Annotated in this window: 14 protein-coding genes; 5 read left to right on the forward strand and 9 right to left on the reverse strand. The window is 73.5% G+C overall.

The features are described 5' to 3' along the window. Positions 1-165 precede the first annotated feature (165 nt). The 5 genes from VK611_13810 to VK611_13830 all read right to left on the reverse strand — a co-directional run bounded on the left by VK611_13810 (position 166) and on the right by VK611_13830 (position 5,319). Complete coding sequence (locus VK611_13810; GenBank protein HMG42409.1) at positions 166-867, reverse strand: MerR family transcriptional regulator; 702 nt, start codon at positions 865-867, stop codon at positions 166-168. Continuing rightward, on the reverse strand, positions 864-1,763 hold the full coding sequence (locus VK611_13815) for a metal-dependent hydrolase (protein ID HMG42410.1): 900 nt from the start codon (positions 1,761-1,763) through the stop codon (positions 864-866). Before VK611_13815 ends, VK611_13810 begins: the two co-directional genes overlap by 4 nt. Beyond that, the gene (locus VK611_13820) at positions 1,763-3,559 is read right to left on the reverse strand and encodes an SDR family oxidoreductase (GenBank protein HMG42411.1); all 1,797 of its coding nucleotides are present in this window, start codon (positions 3,557-3,559) and stop codon (positions 1,763-1,765) included. The genes VK611_13815 and VK611_13820 overlap by 1 nt, the downstream gene beginning before the upstream one ends. Next, on the reverse strand, positions 3,556-4,434 hold the full coding sequence (locus tag VK611_13825; protein HMG42412.1) for a M24 family metallopeptidase: 879 nt from the start codon (positions 4,432-4,434) through the stop codon (positions 3,556-3,558). The genes VK611_13820 and VK611_13825 overlap by 4 nt, the downstream gene beginning before the upstream one ends. Positions 4,435-4,509: 75 nt before the next feature. Further along, complete coding sequence (locus VK611_13830) at positions 4,510-5,319, reverse strand: phytanoyl-CoA dioxygenase family protein (GenBank protein ID HMG42413.1); 810 nt, start codon at positions 5,317-5,319, stop codon at positions 4,510-4,512. Between the two features lie 126 nt (positions 5,320-5,445). Here VK611_13830 and VK611_13835 point away from each other — a divergent pair, with 126 nt between their 5' ends. After that, positions 5,446-6,162, forward strand: coding sequence for an ankyrin repeat domain-containing protein (locus VK611_13835; protein ID HMG42414.1), 717 nt, complete (start codon positions 5,446-5,448; stop codon positions 6,160-6,162). A 63-nt stretch (positions 6,163-6,225) separates the two neighbouring features. On the opposite strand, the gene VK611_13840 is transcribed toward VK611_13835, so the two are convergent. Further along, complete coding sequence (locus VK611_13840) at positions 6,226-7,905, reverse strand: Hsp70 family protein (protein HMG42415.1); 1,680 nt, start codon at positions 7,903-7,905, stop codon at positions 6,226-6,228. A 213-nt stretch (positions 7,906-8,118) separates the two neighbouring features. On the opposite strand from VK611_13840, the gene VK611_13845 reads away from it, so the two are divergent. The 3 genes from VK611_13845 to VK611_13855 are packed head-to-tail and all read left to right on the forward strand — an operon-like array spanning position 8,119 to position 11,831. After that, positions 8,119-8,688 (forward strand): sigma-70 family RNA polymerase sigma factor, encoded by a 570-nt coding sequence (locus tag VK611_13845; protein ID HMG42416.1) that lies wholly within the window; start codon positions 8,119-8,121, stop codon positions 8,686-8,688. Beyond that, positions 8,685-9,392, forward strand: a complete 708-nt coding sequence (locus tag VK611_13850; GenBank protein HMG42417.1) for an anti-sigma factor — start codon at positions 8,685-8,687, stop codon at positions 9,390-9,392. The genes VK611_13845 and VK611_13850 overlap by 4 nt, the downstream gene beginning before the upstream one ends. 21 nt (positions 9,393-9,413) lie before the next feature. Further along, the gene (locus VK611_13855; protein HMG42418.1) at positions 9,414-11,831 is read left to right on the forward strand and encodes a glycoside hydrolase family 3 C-terminal domain-containing protein; all 2,418 of its coding nucleotides are present in this window, start codon (positions 9,414-9,416) and stop codon (positions 11,829-11,831) included. Here the strand turns inward: VK611_13855 and VK611_13860 are convergent. Beyond that, positions 11,815-12,423 (reverse strand): DNA-3-methyladenine glycosylase I, encoded by a 609-nt coding sequence (locus tag VK611_13860; protein ID HMG42419.1) that lies wholly within the window; start codon positions 12,421-12,423, stop codon positions 11,815-11,817. The two genes, VK611_13855 and VK611_13860, sit on opposite strands and share 17 nt — an antisense overlap. A gap of 34 nt (positions 12,424-12,457) precedes the next feature. On the opposite strand from VK611_13860, the gene VK611_13865 reads away from it, so the two are divergent. Next, a complete protein-coding gene (locus VK611_13865; GenBank protein HMG42420.1) occupies positions 12,458-14,008 on the forward strand; it encodes a long-chain fatty acid--CoA ligase in 1,551 nt (516 codons plus the stop codon). A 39-nt stretch (positions 14,009-14,047) separates the two neighbouring features. Here the strand turns inward: VK611_13865 and VK611_13870 are convergent, their stop codons facing one another. Both VK611_13870 and VK611_13875 read right to left on the reverse strand, forming a co-directional pair. Continuing rightward, positions 14,048-14,725, reverse strand: a complete 678-nt coding sequence (locus VK611_13870) for a cytochrome b/b6 domain-containing protein (protein ID HMG42421.1) — start codon at positions 14,723-14,725, stop codon at positions 14,048-14,050. Then, positions 14,706-15,200 carry a hypothetical protein gene (locus VK611_13875; protein ID HMG42422.1) on the reverse strand — a complete coding sequence of 165 codons (495 nt, stop codon included), beginning with the start codon at positions 15,198-15,200 and terminating at the stop codon, positions 14,706-14,708. Before VK611_13875 ends, VK611_13870 begins: the two co-directional genes overlap by 20 nt. Positions 15,201-15,264 lie beyond the last annotated feature (64 nt).

The following is a 15,264-nucleotide window of genomic DNA, read 5'->3' on the forward strand; positions in this document are numbered from 1 at the left end:
ACGCACGCTGCCATACGCTCCGGATGCGCACCCCGTTCTGCCTCCCGATTCGGACCTTCAGACAGCCCGGAACGTAGGAAGCAAACGGGGTGCGCCCGCGGATAGCCGCTCAACTGACCCACGGATCAGTCAGTTGAGCCAGAAATCTGCACATCGTGTGCTCCGCTATTCGAGGTGGGCGCGCAGGTGCTTGCGGGTCTCCTGGTCGATGGCGAGACCGAGCTCGCCCAGCACCGCCATGTCGGCGAGCGCCCGCAGCCGGCGGGCCAGGTCGGTGAGCTGCACGGCCTCCTCGGGCGAGGGCAGCTTGTCGGGGCCGGTCCGCGGGCGGAAGACGTTGACCTCGACCAGGTCGACGAAGCGGCCGGCGATGCGCTCGACGTCGCGCCGCAGCAGCCGGGCGTGCTCCACCAGCGCCGCGAACGGGACCCCCGCCCGGGCCAGCTCGGCCGCGACCCGCAGCAGGCGGGGGTTGGCCACCCGGAAGCGGTCGCCGTCGGGCTCGAGGATGCCGAGGTCGAGGGCCGCGGTGAGCGCCTCGCCCTCCTCGCCGTCGGCCAGCGAGTCGCCGAAGGTCGCCACCAGCCAATCGGCGGTCACGTGGGTGGGAAGGGGATCGCCCAGCACCTCCTCCACGGCGTGGCCGTTCTCCCAGGCGGCCACCAGCTCGCCGATGTTGGCGAGGGTGAAGCCCCGGTCGAGCATCTGGGCGACGAGGCGGAGGCGGGCCAGGTGGCTGTCGTCGAACAGGCCGGCCCGACCGGCCCGCCGCGGCGGCGCCAGGAGCCCGCGCGCCTGGTAGGCGCGCACGTTGCGGACGGTGGTGCCGGCCTTCCGGGCCAGCTCGTCGATGCGGTACTCGGTCATGCCCGGGACGCGGGCGCAGGCGCGGCCGCGGCGGGTGAGCGGCGCAGGTAGTCGACGGCGACGGTGGTGGAGCCCTCGTCGAGCGGGTGGTAGCTCGGGCGGACGAAGCGGGGGAGGGTCGCCGCCAGCGCCCGGGCGGTCGGCAGCAGGCCCCGGCGGCCGGCCCGGCTGAACGCCCGCAGGGTCGGGAGACCGGGGGCGGTCGGGTCGGCACGCAGGAGGAACACGGTCCCCCAGACCCACAGCCCCAGCAGGACGGGCATGACCTCGGCCAGGCCCACCAGGCGCTGCCCGTAGCCGCCGCCCTCGTGGCGGAACAGCTCGAAGGCGACTGCCCGGTGCTCCACCTCCTCGGCGCCGTGCCAGCGCAACAGGTCGAGCATCACGGGGTCGGCACCGGCGGCGTCGAGGGCGTCGGCCTCCAGCACCCAGGCACCCAGCACGGCGGTGAAGTGCTCGACCGCGGCGATGATGCCCAGCCGGTGGACCAGCCAGGGGCGCCGCAGCCAGCGGGGGAGCGGCACGCCCAGCGGTTCGTCGGCCAGCAGGCGGTCGAACGCCCACTCGACCAGGCGGGTGTAGCCGGTCGTGTCGATGCCCTGCGCGGCGAGGTGGTCGAGCACCGCGGCGTGGGCCCGGGCATGGACCGCCTCCTGGCCGACGAACCCCTTCACGTCGGCCCGGAGCCGCTCGTCGCGGATCGCCGGGAGCACCTGGCGGTACACGTCGACGAACCACCGCTCGCCGGCGGGCAGCAGCAGGTGCAGGACGTTGATCGTGTGGGTGGTCTGGGGATCACCGGGCACCCAGTGCCGCGGCGTGCCCGCCCAGTCGAACCGCACCCGCCGGGCCTTGATGGGGACCCGGGCGTCGGGGTCGACCACGAGGTCCTCCATCACATGCGCTCAGCCGGGTCGATGCGGGCGAGGCGGCGGGAGACGCCCGGGGCGAAGCGCTGCACGAACCGGGCCAGATGGGCCTCGGGTGTCACCGGCACCACCGCCGAGTCCCGGTCGACCGCCCGCACGATGGCGTCGGCCACCTTCTCGGGCCCGAAGCCCCGCCGCGCGTAGAGCCGCTTGGTCACCCGCTGACGACGGGCCTCCTCGCCCTCGCCGACGCCGACGAACCGGGTGGTGGTCACGATGCCGGTGTTCACGACGCCCGGGCAGATGGCGGTGACACCGACGTCGGCGTCGGCCAGCTCGCCCCGCAGGCACTCGCTGAGCATCAGCACCGCGGCCTTGGTGGTGCTGTAGGCGGGCAGGCCGCGGGAGGGCGTGAACGCCGCCGCCGAGGCGACGTTGACGATGTGGCCGCCCTCGCCCCGGTCGACCATCTGCCGGGCGAACAGGCGCGACCCATGGATGACGCCCCACAGGTTCACCCGCAGGATGCGCTCCCAGTCGTCGACGCTGGTGTCGAGCACGCCGCCGGCCATGCCGATGCCGGCGTTGTTCACCACCACGTCGGCGCCGCCGTGGTCGTGGGACACCAGCTTGGCCAGGGCCTCCATGGCCTCGGCATCGCCCACGTCGACCCGGTGGTGGGTGGCGACCACGCCCAGGTCGCGACACAGGAGGGCGGTGCGGGCGGCGGCCTCGCCGTCGATGTCGACGGCCACGACCTCGGCGCCCCGGTCGGCGAACGCCAGGGCCGTCTGGCGGCCGATCCCGGACCCGGCGCCGGTCACCACCACGACCTTCCCCCGGTCACCGGCCCGGCCCCGGTCGGCCCGGTCGTCAGGGTGGATCCGGTGGCGGGCCAGGGTGCGGGGCTCGGGGCCGCCCTCGGCGTGGTCGACGAGCTCGGCGATCCAGCCGGCCACCCGGTCGGGCGCGGTGCGGGGCAGCCAGTGGCGGCCGGGTACGTCGCGGCGCCACAGGCGGGAGGCCCAGCGGGCGGTGTCGTCGAGCAGCGCCGGGGTGACGTAGCGGTCGCCCGAGGGCACGATCAGCTGGACGGGCACGTCGGTGGTGCGGTCGTCGGCGGGGCGGTGCAGCCGGCGGACGATGTTGGCCCGGTAGAGGTTGACGCCCCGGGCGCCGTCGGTGGCGAGGGTGGGCGAGGGCGTGGTCCCCTCGGGCAGCTCGCCCAGGCGCACCAGGCCCCGGCTGACGGCGTCGGCGCCGCCGAGGCGCCAGAACAGGGCGGCGCCCGGCAGGTGGAACAGCCCCACGTACCAGGAGCGGAGGCCCTGGCGCAGCAGCGGGCCGACCGCGCGGGGCCGGGGCGTCAGGCGGGCCCGGAACCACCGGCCCACGTGGTCGAGGCCGGGGCCCGAGATCGACGTGTAGCTGCGGATGCGGCCGGCCATCCGCTCGGTGGTGACGGCCTCCCAGCCCTGGATCGACCCCCAGTCGTGGCCGACGAGGTGGACGGGACGGCTCGGGCTGACCTTCCGGGCGACGGCCGCCAGGTCCTCCACCAGCAGCGGGAGGACGTAGCCGCGGCGGTCGTCGGGTGCCCCGGAGGCGCCCGCGCCGCGGACGTCGTAGGTGACGACGTGGTAGCGGTCGGCGAGGTGCCCGGCGACGCCGTCCCACACCGCCGAGGTGTCCGGGTAGCCGTGGACGAGCAGGACCGTCGGGGCGTCGGGCACCCCGCCCTCCTGCACCGCCAGCTCGATGCCCCCGGCGCCGTTGACCCAGCGCCGCTCGAACGCGTCGAGGCCCTCGCTCGTCCCGCTCACGACCTCACCTCGGGCAGCTCGGGCAGCTCGGGCAGCTCGGCCGTGTCGACGATGCCGGCCGCGGCGTCGGCGGCGAGGCGCGACCAGCGGCGGACGTGGGGGAGGTCGTCGTCGAGCCAGAAGGCGTCGTCGTCGGTGACCACCAGCAGCTCCTCGAACTTGGCGCCCACGCCCCGCAGGCCCAGGTGGGGCTCGACCGCCCACAGCCCCGGCCGGGGTGGGTGGTCGGAGAAGCGGGTGTCGTTCCACAGCGGCGACCAGCCCTGGCGCAGGGCGACGGCGCTGGTGCGGGCCAGCCAGCGGAGGCTGCGGACACCGAACCGCCCGACGATCGGCGACCGGGAGCGTCGGGGCGCCGGCAGCCGGTCGACCTGGTGGGCGATCACCCGGAACGGGTACTTGCGGTGGCGGTTCTCGAAGCCCTGGCGGGCGGCGAGGGCGTCGACCGCCTCGTAGACCTCCCGCAGCGGGCGGCGCTCTCGCACCTGGTCGACGATCAGCGCCCGGTGCTCGGCCAGGTCGCCGAGGAGCCGGTCGAGGACGGGGTTGTGGCCCAGCGAACCGGAGTAGCCGATGTCGGCGGTGTAGCCGTCGCGCACGGGGGCGCAGTCGAGGATGTAGGGCATGCCCTCCTCCAGTTCCCGATCCGACGGGAAGAACTGGAACGGGATGCGGATGCCCCGGAACGCGGTGCGGTCGCCGAACCAGGCGAAGGGCAGGTGGAACCAGTCGTCGACGCCGTGGCCCTCGAGCCACCGCCGCATCCGTGCCGCCACCTCCTTCTCGGTCACGCCCGGTTCCAGGGCGGCGGCGGTCTCCTCGGCGCAGCGGTAGGCGAGCTGCTGCACCTCTCTGAACCCCCCGAGATCGTTCACACCGATGACTGTGCCATTGCCCGATGGCAAGGTCAACGAAAAGTTACCGGTGGGTCATATGTGCAACGGCGGGCCTCAGATGTCCCAGGCCATCCGCAGGGCGCTGCCGTCACGGAGCAGCTCGATGGGGTCGTGCTTGTCGATGTGGCCGATCAGGCCGCTGTAGACGCTGTAGCCGCACAGGCGCTGCAGCCGCTCGTCGAACCCCTTGGCGATCGACATCGGGATGCCGAGCTGCTGGTTCTCCTGCGGGCGGATGTAGCCGGCGCAGTAGTTGCAGGCCAGGCCCACCCGCCGCTGCCCGGTGGTGTTGGCGCCGCCGCCGTGCCACAGGCTGCCGTGCCACACCAGCACGCTGCCCTGCGGCATCTCCGCCGGGATCGACGGGTAGTCGCGGCCGAAGTCGGGCGACGGGTCGCGGTGGCTGCCCGGCACAAGGCGGGTGGCGCCGTTGGCCTCGGTGAAGTCGGTGAGCGCCCACATCGAGTTGCACACCGTCGGCGGGTGCGGCTTGGGGATGGGCATGAGCTGGTCGTCGGCGTGGATGGGCTGGGGCGTCTCGTCGGGGCCGATGGCGATCGACGAGAGCGACGACAGCAGGCAGCCGTCGTCGAGCACGCCGTCCACGATCGGCAGCACGTTGCGATGGGTGGGGACGCGGGCGAACACGTCGCCGTGGACGAGCAGGTTGTAGACGCGGGCGGTGTGGGTGCCCTCGAACTCGTTGGTGGCCGGCACGATGCCGAGCTCCTCCTCGAGCCGGAGGAGCGTGGCGTTCAGCTCGGCCACCAGCTCCGGCTCGACGGCCTCCTCGACGATCGAGTACCCCTGCTCGGCGATCTGCCCGAGGTGGTCGGCCACCTCCCGCGCGCTCAGCTCCCGCATGGCGTTCACAGTACGGCCAGGTTCCCGTAGGCGCTGGTTTACGTTGGGGGGCCGATTTTCGCCGGTTCGGGGGGCTGATCTGCGGGGGAGGTCTCGGTACCATCGGTGTCGGTAGGGGAGGCCGACATGAGCGGGATCGGCAGAAGTGACGGGAGCGTGCCAGGGAGCGGCGACGCGGCCGCGTGCATCGACCGCAACGACGTCGGCGGGCTGCGCCGCCTGCTCGAGTCCGGCCTCGACCCCAACGACACCGCCGACGACGGCCGCACGCCCCTGCGGCTCGCCGTGCAGCGGGGTCGGACCGACCTGGTACGGGTGCTGCGCCGCTACGGCGCCCGTTACGACGCCACGGAGGTCGACCGGTTCCTCGGCGCCTGCGCCCGCAACGACCGCACCGAGGCCGAGGCGCTGGCCAAGCGCTACCCGGCCATGTCCGAGCGCTTCTCGGGCTCCGAGGAGTGGGCCATCGTCGACGCCGCCGACTACGTGGGCACCGAGGCCGTCGACCTCATGCTCGACCTCGGCTTCGGCATGGACGCCCGCCGCGACGACGGCGCCACCGCGCTCCACGCCGCCGCCTACTCGGGGCGACCCGACCTGGTCCGGCGGCTCGCCGAGCGGGGGGCCGACATCGACGCCCGCGACGCCCGGCAGGCCGCCACCCCGGTCGACTGGGCCATCGCCGGCAGCCACGACCGCCCGGACTACAACCCGGGCGCCGACTGGCTGGCGGTCATCAAGGCGCTGGTGGACGCAGGCGCCTCCACCGGGCACCTCTCGGTCGTGCCCCAGCGGCCCGACGTTGCGGACCTGCTCGCCGCCCAGGGGTTCCCCATTCCGTAGGACACGAGCGGAACAGCCTGCTGGTGCACCGCCCTGCTCGGCTTGGCCGCCGTTAAGGCTCGGCTAGGGCCTGGCCTGTGGCGGCACGGTCGTGACCGGGGGCTCGATGGTGGTCGGCGGGGGCTCGGTGGTGGTGGTCGGCGGCAGGGTGGTGGTGGTCGCCGGGGTGCTGGTGGTGGTCTGGGGGACCGTGGTGCTGGTGGCGTGGGGGCCGAGGGTGGTCGCGACCCCCGGGGGCAGGGTGGTGGGGAGGCCGGGGATCGTGGTGGGCGGGTGGTCGACGTCCGGCTGCTGGCTGATCGCCGCCGGGCCGGGGACGTCGCCGGGCACGGTCGTCGGTGAGGCGTCGGGGAGGTCGGTGTTGTCACCGCCGTCGTTGTTGCCGCCCACCAGCAGCATCGCGACGAGCACCACCGCCACCAGCATCGCCGCTCCGCCCACCAGCAGGGCGAGCGCCGGTCGCTGCGGGTCGTCGCCCGGTCCACCCGACGACGACGCGCCCCCGGGTCCCGCAGCCCCCGCACCGGCCAGCGCCGGCACCCGGTAGCCGGCACCCGGGTCGACGGCCGGGTTCGGCCGGGGTGTCGAGGTAGCCGCCGGCGGCGACGCCGCGAACGCCGCGTATCCCTCGGCCGGGCTCTCGGGCAGCACGGCGTGCACGCCCGACGAGATCCGCTCCTGGCCGTCCTGGGCGGCGACGATCGCCGCGCCCAGGGCCACGCCGTGCTTGGGGTGGACGTCGATGGCGACCGGTCGCCCCAGTGTGGAGCTCACCAGCTCGCCCACCAGCGGGATGCGGGAAGACCCGCCGACCAGCAGGATCGACCCGACCTCGTCGGCCGTGACGCCCGCGGCCCGCAGCGCCCGCTCCAGGGCGGCGATCGAGTTGTTCACCGCGGGCCGGATCATCGCCTCGAACTCGCCGCGGTTCAGCCGCACGTCGGTCTGCACGCTGGGCAGCAGCACCGGGATCGACGTGTCGGTGTCGCCGGTGAGCGCCTCCTTGGCCGACACGCACTCCTGGCGCAGGCGGGCGGCGGCGGCGAGGACGGGCGGGTCCTCGGGGTCGAGCGCGTCGTAGGCGGGGCCGATCGTCTTGGCGACGTGGGCCAGCACGGCGGCGTCGAAGTCGACCCCGCCGAGGCGCTCGATGCCCTCGGGCTGGCCCAGGATCTCCCAGCCGACGCCGGTGCGGCGCAGCACGGCGGCGTCGAACGTGCCGCCACCCAGGTCGTACACGGCGATCACGGACCCCGGCTCGATCCGCTCCTGCGAGGCGTAGTGGATCGCGGCCGCCTCGGGCTCGGTGACCAGGGTGGCGTCGGGGAGGTCGGCCAGCCGTATGGCCTCGCGCAGCAGGTCCTTCTTGTACTCGCCCCAGTTGGCGGGGTGGGAGACGGCGATGCCGTCGGCGCGGCCGCCCTCGTCGGCGGCCACCCGGTCGACCACCCAGCGCAGCAGCGTCGCCATGAGCTTCTCGGGCGCGTGCGGCTTGCCGTCGAGGAACATCGGCGTGGGGTCGCCGATGCGGCGCTTGAACTCGCGGGCGACCCGCTGGGGCTCGATCAGCGAGCGACGCTCGGCGGCCTCGCCGGTGATGACCTCCCCGTCCTCGCGCAGCAGCACCACGGAGGGGATGGGAGCGGCGTGGCTCCCGAGCCGTGCGATGGTGGCACGGCCGTCCTGCCAGCGTGCTGCAGCCGTGTAGGTGGTACCCAGGTCGATGCCGAGGAAATAAGCCATTCCGCGTCGTCTTTTTGCTCGCCCGAAAGGAGTGTCGCCCGGCGGCGGCGAGTGTAACCCCACGACCACTCACGGTCGTTCGAGAAACGGTCACAAAGTGTGTGATCCAGATCGCGGGCGGTGACGAACAGGGGGTATGTGGCGCGACCGGATACGGGACCTCACGTGACCATGGTCGACGCTTCGGTACGGTCTGCCTCGGGGAGACGGCAGATGTCCGACGACGGGGCGACGAACGATGCGGCGCTGGTGGCGGCCGTGGTGGACCGCAGCGAGGCCGCGCTCGCCGAGCTCTACCAGCGCCACGGCGCCGCGGTGTGGGGGCTGGCGCGCCGCGTCACCAACGACCCCCCGGCCGCCGAGGAGGTGACCCAGACCGTGTTCCTCCAGCTGTGGTCACATCCCGAGCGCTACGACCCGGCCCGGGGCGCGGTCCGGTCGTGGCTGCTGGCCCAGGCGCACGGCCGGGCGGTGGACCACGTGCGCTCGGAGACCGCCCGGCGCCGCCGCCAGGCCCGCGACGCCCAGCTGTCGGCGGTGCCCCCGTCGGCCGAGGTGGAGGTGGCCGTGCACGCCGCCGCGCTGGCCGACCACGTGCGCCGGGCCGTCGAGGCCTTGCCCGCGGGGGAGCGGGAGGCGATCCTGCTGGCGTACTTCGGCGGCCACTCCTACCGGGAGACCGCCCAGCTCCTGGACCAACCCGAGGGCACGGTGAAGAGCCGGATCCGGTCGGCCCTGCACAACCTGCGACGTACCCTGACCGCGGAGGGGGTGACCCCATGACACCCGAGAGCCACGTGCATCCCCACGACGACCTGGCGGTCTACGCCCTCGACGCGCTCGAGCCCGACGAGCACGCCGCCGTGGAGGCCCACCTCGCCCACTGTGCCGACTGCCGGCGGGAGCTCGACGCCTACCTCGCCACGCTCGGCCAGATGACCGTGCCGGAGGAGCCGCCGGCCCGGGTGTGGGAGGGCATCTCCCGCCAGATCCGTGCCGACGCTGAGCCGGCCCCGGTGCCGGCCCCGGTGCCGGCCCCGGTGCCGGCCCCGGTCGTGCGGCTGGACGAACGGCGACGGACGCCCTGGGTCCTGGCCGCGGCGGCTGCCGTCGTGGTGGTGCTCGGCGTGGGTGCGGCGGCGTTGACGATGGGCGGCGGCGACTCCGAGAGCGTGTCGGACCTGGCGGCGGCGGCGGCCGACGATCCCGGCTCCACCGTGGTCGACCTGGCGGCGGCCCGGGTGGTGGTCACCGACAGCGACGACTTCGTGCTGTTCGACGACCTGCCGGCCCTGTCGTCGGACGAGACCTACCAGCTGTGGCGCACCGACCAGGGCGAGCCGGTGTCGCTGGGCGTGCTGGGCGACGGCGGCGAGGGCGCGGCCCGGCTCGACCTCCCCGAGGGGGTCGCCAGCTTCGCCCTCTCGCAGGAACCGGCGGGCGGCTCCGACACCCCCACCGACATCCTGGCCACCGGCGTGACCTGATGCTCGGATAGCTTCCCGGCCATGCCGGGCATCGAGGGACTGACGCTGGAGGAGAAGGCGGCGCTGACCGGGGGTGCCGACATCTGGCACACCGTCGCCGTCGAGCGGGCCGCGGTGCCGTCGCTGCGGATGACCGACGGTCCCTCGGGGGCCCGGGGCGACCGGTACACCGGCGGCACCTCCACCTGCGTGCCCTGCGGGTCGGCCCTGGCGTCGACCTGGAACCGTGAGCTGGTCGGGCGCATCGGCCGGCTGCTCGGCGACGAGGCGCGGGCCAAGGGCGCCCAGCTGCTGCTGGCGCCGACCGTGAACATCCACCGGCACCCGCTGGCCGGCCGCAACTTCGAGTGCTTCTCCGAGGACCCCTACCTCACCACCGAGCTGGCCGTCGCCTACATCGAGGGCGTGCAGAGCCGGGGCGTCGGTTGCGCGGTCAAGCACTTCGTGGCCAACGACCAGGAGCACGAGCGGATGGAGATCAGCGCCGAAGTCGACGAGCGCACCCTCCGCGAGATCTACCTGCCGCCGTTCGAGACCGCCGTCCAGCGCGCCGGGGTGTGGGCGGTGATGTCCGCCTACAACCGCCTCCACGGCGTCCACTGCAGCCAGAACGCCGAGCTGCTCCAGGACGTCCTGCGCCGCGACTGGGGCTTCGACGGCCTGGTGGTGTCGGACTGGTTCGGCACCCACAGCCCCGACGCGGTGGGCGCCGGTCTCGACGTGGAGATGCCCGGTCCGCCCCGGTTCCTGGGCGAGGCGCTCGCCGACCGGGTGCAGCGGGGCGAGGTCGACGAGGCCGCGGTCGACCGGGCCGCCGGTGCCGTGCTGCAGCTGATCGACCGCACGTCGGCCACCGACCCGGCCGACCTGGACCCCGGCGAGCCGCCCGTGGTGCTGGCGCGCCTCGCGGCCCGGGAGGCCATCGTGGTGCTCCGCAACGAGGCCGACGTCCTGCCGCTCGACGCCGGCCCGAACCGGCTCACCTCGCTGGCCGTGCTCGGCCCCAAGGCGGAGCGTCCCGACTTCCAGGGCGGCGGCAGCGCCCACGTCGACCCGCCGCACGTCGCCAGCCCGCTCACCGGCCTGACCGACCGAGCCGGCGCCGACGTCGTCGTGCGCCACGAGGCCGGCGTGCCCACCCGGCCCCGCGACGTGCTCGCGACCCAGGACCTGCGGGTGCCCGGCACGCCCTACCGCGGCGTCACGCTGGAGTACTTCGACGGCGACGACCTGACGGGCACCCGGGTGCACGGCGAGATCGTGCCCCGGCTGCGGCTGTTCTGGCTGGGCACCCCCGCCCCCGGCCTGGCCCCCGGCGAGCCCTTCGCCGTGCGGGCGAGCGCCGACTTCGTACCCGACCGCAGCGGCCGCTGGCAGTTCGGGCTCACCAACGCCGGCCGCGCCCGTGTGCGGCTCGACGGCAAGCTGCTGGTCGACAACATGGCGCCGGAACCCGGGCCCACGTTCTTCGGTCGGGGCAGCACCGAGGTGACCGGGTCGGCGGAGCTGACCGCCGGCAAGACCTACCTCCTGGAGGCCGAGCTGTACGTGGTGCCCCGGGGGGATGCGTGGGCGAGCGGTCTGGCGCTGGCGGCCGAACCGCCGGCCGACGAGCAGGCGCTGGCGCGCGCGGTCGAGGCGGCCCGGGAGTCGGACGTGGCCGTGGTGGTGGTCGGCACCGAGGTGGCCGACAGCGAGGGCGGCGACCGGCGCCACATGGACCTGCCCGACGCCCAGAACGCCCTGGTCCAGGCCGTGGCCGCCGTCAACCCCCGCACCGTCGTGGTGCTCGACACAGGATCGCCGGTCGCGCTGCCGTGGGTCGACGACGTCGCCGCGGTGGTGCAGCTCTGGTACACGGGCCAGGCACTGGGGAAGGCGCTGGCCGACGTGCTCTTCGGCGACGTCGACGCCTCGGGACGGTTGCCCACCACGTTCCCCCGGCGCCTGGAGGACGCCCCCGCCTTCGCCACCTATCCGGGTCACGACGGCCGGGCGCCCTACGACGAGGGCCTGTTCGTCGGCTACCGCCACTACGACGCCCTGGCGGTGGAGCCCCTGTTCCCGTTCGGCCACGGGCTGTCGTACACCCGGTTCACCTACGGCGACCTGGTGGACGAGAGCGACGCCGACGGCACCCAGGTGCGGGTCGACGTCACCAACGTGGGGGAGCGGCCCGGCCGTGAGGTGGTGCAGCTCTACGTCCACCCGGTGGTGTCGCCGGTCGAGCGGCCCGAGCAGGAGCTCAAGGAGTTCGCCGCCGTCGACCTCGCCCCCGGCGAGACCACGACCGTGCGCTTCACCCTGCCCGACCGGGCCTTCGCCCACTGGGACGTCGACCGCCACGACTGGGTGGTGGCGCCCGGCGACTACGAGGTGCGCGTCGGCTCGTCGTCCCGGGCCGTCCGCACGACGGCGACGGTCACACGGGACGCGTGAGGGCCCGGCGGGCGTCCTCGACCTGCGGGCGGAAGGTGCAGACGGGGGAGTGGTCGTTGACCAGCCCCATCGCCTGCATGAAGGCGTAGGCCGTGGTGGGGCCGACGAAGCGCCAGCCCCGCTTCCGCAGGTCCTTCGACAGGGCCACCGACTCGGCCGACGTGGTGGCCTGCCCCAGCCAGGCGTCGGTCACGTCGTCGTAGGCAGGGCGGCTCCCCGTGACGGGGTCGGGCTCGAAGCCCCACAGGTGGGCCGCCAGCGACCCCCGTTCCTCCACGAGCTCGATCGCCCGCGCCGCGTTGTTGACGACCGCCTCGATCTTGCCCCGGTGCCGCACGATGCCGGCGTCGCCGAGCAGCCGCTGCACGTCGTCCTCGGTGAACCCGGCGATCGTCGCGACGTCGAAGTCGGCGAACACCGTCCGGAACGCCGGCCGCTTCCGCAGGATCGTGCTCCAGCTCAACCCGGCCTGGAACCCCTCCAGGCTCAGCTTCTCGAACAGCCGCCGATCGTCGACCACCGGGAAGCCCCACTCGGTGTCGTGGTAGGTGCCCATCTCGTCGGACCCCTCGGCCCAGCCGCATCGTGTCATCGGCCGAAATCTACAGAGCGGGTATAACCAGTCCATGCTCAACCTGTCCGTCTTCCTCGACGACTCCGCCCGTGAGGTGCCCGATCGCCCGGCGGTCGTCCGGGGCGATTCGGTCCTCACCTACGGGCAGGTGAACGCGCTCGCCAACCAGCTGGCCAACGCTCTGATCGCCCGGGGCATCGAGCCGGGGCAGCGGGTGGCGCTGAGCTGCCCCAACCTGGAGTGGTTCCCGATCGCCTACTACGGGATCCTCAAGGCGGGGGCCGTGGTGGTGCCGCTGAACGTGCTGCTCAAGCCCCGTGAGATCGCCTACCACCTGGAGGACTCGAGCGCCTCGGCCTACCTGTGCTTCGCCGGCCTCCCCGACCTGCCGCTGGGCCAGATGGGCTACGAGGCCTTCTCCCGGGTTGACAGCTGCCACACGATGGTGCTGCTGCCCGCCGACCTGACGGCGCCGTCGCCGTTCGCAGGCGTCCCGACGTTCCTCGACTTCGTGGCCGACCACCCGCCCACCATCGACTCGGCGGCCACGAGCCCCGACGACACGGCGGTGATCCTCTACACCTCCGGCACCACCGGCCAGCCCAAGGGCGCCGAGCTGAGCCACGCCAACATGGTGATCAACGCCCGCCTGTGCGAGCAGCTGTACCCGCCGCCGGAGGACCACGACACCCACCTGGTCACGCTGCCGCTGTTCCACTCGTTCGGCCAGTCGTGCCAGATGAACGCCGGCTTCTACAAGCAGGCCACGCTGGTGCTGCTGCCCCGCTTCACGCCCGACGCAGCCCTGCAGCTCATGCAGCGGCACGGGGTGACGATCTTCGCCGGCGTGCCCACCATGTACTGGGCGCTGATCAACGCCGAGGCGACGGGCGTCGACATCCCGGCGCTGGCGGCGCAGCTGCGGGTGGCGATCTCCGGCGGCGCGCCCCTGCCGCTGGAGGTGCTCAAAGGCTTCGAGCAGCGCTTCGGCGTGACGGTCCTGGAGGGCTACGGCCTGTCCGAGACCAGCCCGGTCGCCACGTTCAACCGTCACGACAAGCCGACCAAGCCGGGGACCGTCGGCCCCGCGGTGTGGGGCGTGTCGGTGCGGGTGGTCGACGGCGACGACAAGGACGTGCCCACCGGCGAGCCCGGCGAGGTGGTCATCCGGGGCCACAACATCATGAAGGGCTACCTGGACCGGCCCGAGGCCACCGCCGAGGCGCTGCGGGGCGGGTGGTTCCACACGGGCGACATCGGGACGCTCGACGAGGACGGCTACCTGTCGATCACCGACCGGGTGAAGGACATGATCGTGCGGGGCGGCTTCAACGTGTACCCCCGCGAGATCGAGGAGGTGCTGATGACGCACCCGGCGGTGAGCCTGGTGGCGGTGGTCGGCATCCCCGACGACCGGCTCGGCGAGGAGGTGAAGGCGTTCGTGGTGCTCGACGAGGGCGCCGTGGCCACCGAGGCCGACCTGGTGGCGTGGTCGAAGACGCAGATGGCCGACTACAAGTACCCCCGCCACATCGACTTCCTGGGCGAGCTGCCCATGAACGCCACCGGCAAGATCCTCAAGCGGGAGCTGCGGCCGGCCTGAACCGCCGAAATTGCGTGGCTGATGGTCGTAGGGCGGCCCTCAGCCACGCAATTTCGTAGAGCCGGGCCAGAGGCGGCGGGCGGTCGCCAGGGGGACGCGGCCGCCCCAGTGCATCGCTCGCCACACGCCGCGGTAGCCGGGGAGGATGCCGAGGGCGACGAGGACGTGGCCGATCACCAGCGGGGTGAGCACGTAGGTGGCGTAGCGGTGCACCTTGACCATCAGGACGAACGTGTCGCCGCCGTGGAGCGTGGTGAGCGCGATGCCGCTGACGATCAGCGCGCCGAGGCTGCCGGCGAAGGCGATGTTGGCGAGGCGCTGGCCGGGGTCGAAGTGCCCCCGGTGCGGTGCGAAGCGCCCGGTGAGCGCTCCGACCGGCCAGCGGGCGAACCAGCGGCCGTCGCCGCGGTCGACCCGGACGGTCTCGCGCACGAAGGTCCAGGCCGCCCGGATGCCGAGGGTGAGCCCGACCCCTGCCACGCCTGCGAGCGCCCAACCGGCTGCACGGTGCACCTCGGTGTCGGGCTGCTCGAGCAGGTCGGCCAGGAAGCTGGGCTCACCCTCGCCGCCGCGCCGCAACCACCAGCCCGTTCCCAGCAGCACCAGGACGACCAGGTAGGTGCTGCTGTGGAACCAGCGGGCCGGACGGTTGTAGCGGCGGACGTGCGTGGTCTCGCCGGACGCCGACGCCGAGGCATCAGTAGTCGGGGCTGTCATCCGTCGTCGTGTCGCTGCTTCCGGCCCCGCCCGAGCCACCCGAGCCGACTTCGACCGTGATCTCGGTCTCGTCGCCGGTGAGGCTGTGGTCGGCGTTGGCGAGCGCGGCCTTGATGGTGTGCTCACCTGCATCGAGCTCGTCGACCGTGTAGGAGGGGGTCTCGACCACCTCGTAGTCGTCGCTGCCGTCGAAGAAGAGGTGGACGTGGTGCTTGCCGGTGTCCGTGGGCCCGAGGTCCTCGCTGCTGGCGAAGTCGACGTCGAAGGTGCCGTCGACTGCGTCGCCGTCGGCGGGGCTGGTGATCTCGATGGCCTGGGTGGTGCTCCCCCCGTTGTCGGATCCGCTGCTGTCGCTGCTGTTGCCGCCGCTCCCGGTGGAGGCGTCGCTGCTGTCGTCGTCGCCACAGGCCGTGGCACCGACCAGCAGGACGCCGGCGGCCACCAGCACGGTGAGGCGTGGGTATGAGGCTCGCATGTCAGCACTACCGTTCGCGCGGCCGCTCCGGATGTCGTGAATCCGGGACGGGCAGGTCGGAGGT

The organism is Acidimicrobiales bacterium (genome assembly GCA_035316325.1).
Taxonomy (GTDB): domain Bacteria; phylum Actinomycetota; class Acidimicrobiia; order Acidimicrobiales; family VFJN01; genus DASXTK01.

What these genes read in the sequence shown, in the direction of transcription:
- VK611_13875 (HMG42422.1), bottom strand. Translation starts at nt 15,200, where the DNA reads ATGCGAGCCTCATACCCACGCCTCACCGTGCTGGTGGCCGCCGGCGTC.
- VK611_13850 (HMG42417.1), top strand. Translation starts at nt 8,685, where the DNA reads ATGACACCCGAGAGCCACGTGCATCCCCACGACGACCTGGCGGTCTAC.
- VK611_13860 (HMG42419.1), bottom strand. Translation starts at nt 12,423, where the DNA reads ATGACACGATGCGGCTGGGCCGAGGGGTCCGACGAGATGGGCACCTAC.
- VK611_13830 (HMG42413.1), bottom strand. Translation starts at nt 5,319, where the DNA reads ATGCGGGAGCTGAGCGCGCGGGAGGTGGCCGACCACCTCGGGCAGATC.
- VK611_13845 (HMG42416.1), top strand. Translation starts at nt 8,119, where the DNA reads ATGTCCGACGACGGGGCGACGAACGATGCGGCGCTGGTGGCGGCCGTG.
- VK611_13870 (HMG42421.1), bottom strand. Translation starts at nt 14,725, where the DNA reads ATGACAGCCCCGACTACTGATGCCTCGGCGTCGGCGTCCGGCGAGACC.
- VK611_13865 (HMG42420.1), top strand. Translation starts at nt 12,458, where the DNA reads ATGCTCAACCTGTCCGTCTTCCTCGACGACTCCGCCCGTGAGGTGCCC.
- VK611_13835 (HMG42414.1), top strand. Translation starts at nt 5,446, where the DNA reads ATGAGCGGGATCGGCAGAAGTGACGGGAGCGTGCCAGGGAGCGGCGAC.
- VK611_13810 (HMG42409.1), bottom strand. Translation starts at nt 867, where the DNA reads ATGACCGAGTACCGCATCGACGAGCTGGCCCGGAAGGCCGGCACCACC.
- VK611_13815 (HMG42410.1), bottom strand. Translation starts at nt 1,763, where the DNA reads ATGGAGGACCTCGTGGTCGACCCCGACGCCCGGGTCCCCATCAAGGCC.
- VK611_13855 (HMG42418.1), top strand. Translation starts at nt 9,414, where the DNA reads ATGCCGGGCATCGAGGGACTGACGCTGGAGGAGAAGGCGGCGCTGACC.
- VK611_13840 (HMG42415.1), bottom strand. Translation starts at nt 7,905, where the DNA reads ATGGCTTATTTCCTCGGCATCGACCTGGGTACCACCTACACGGCTGCA.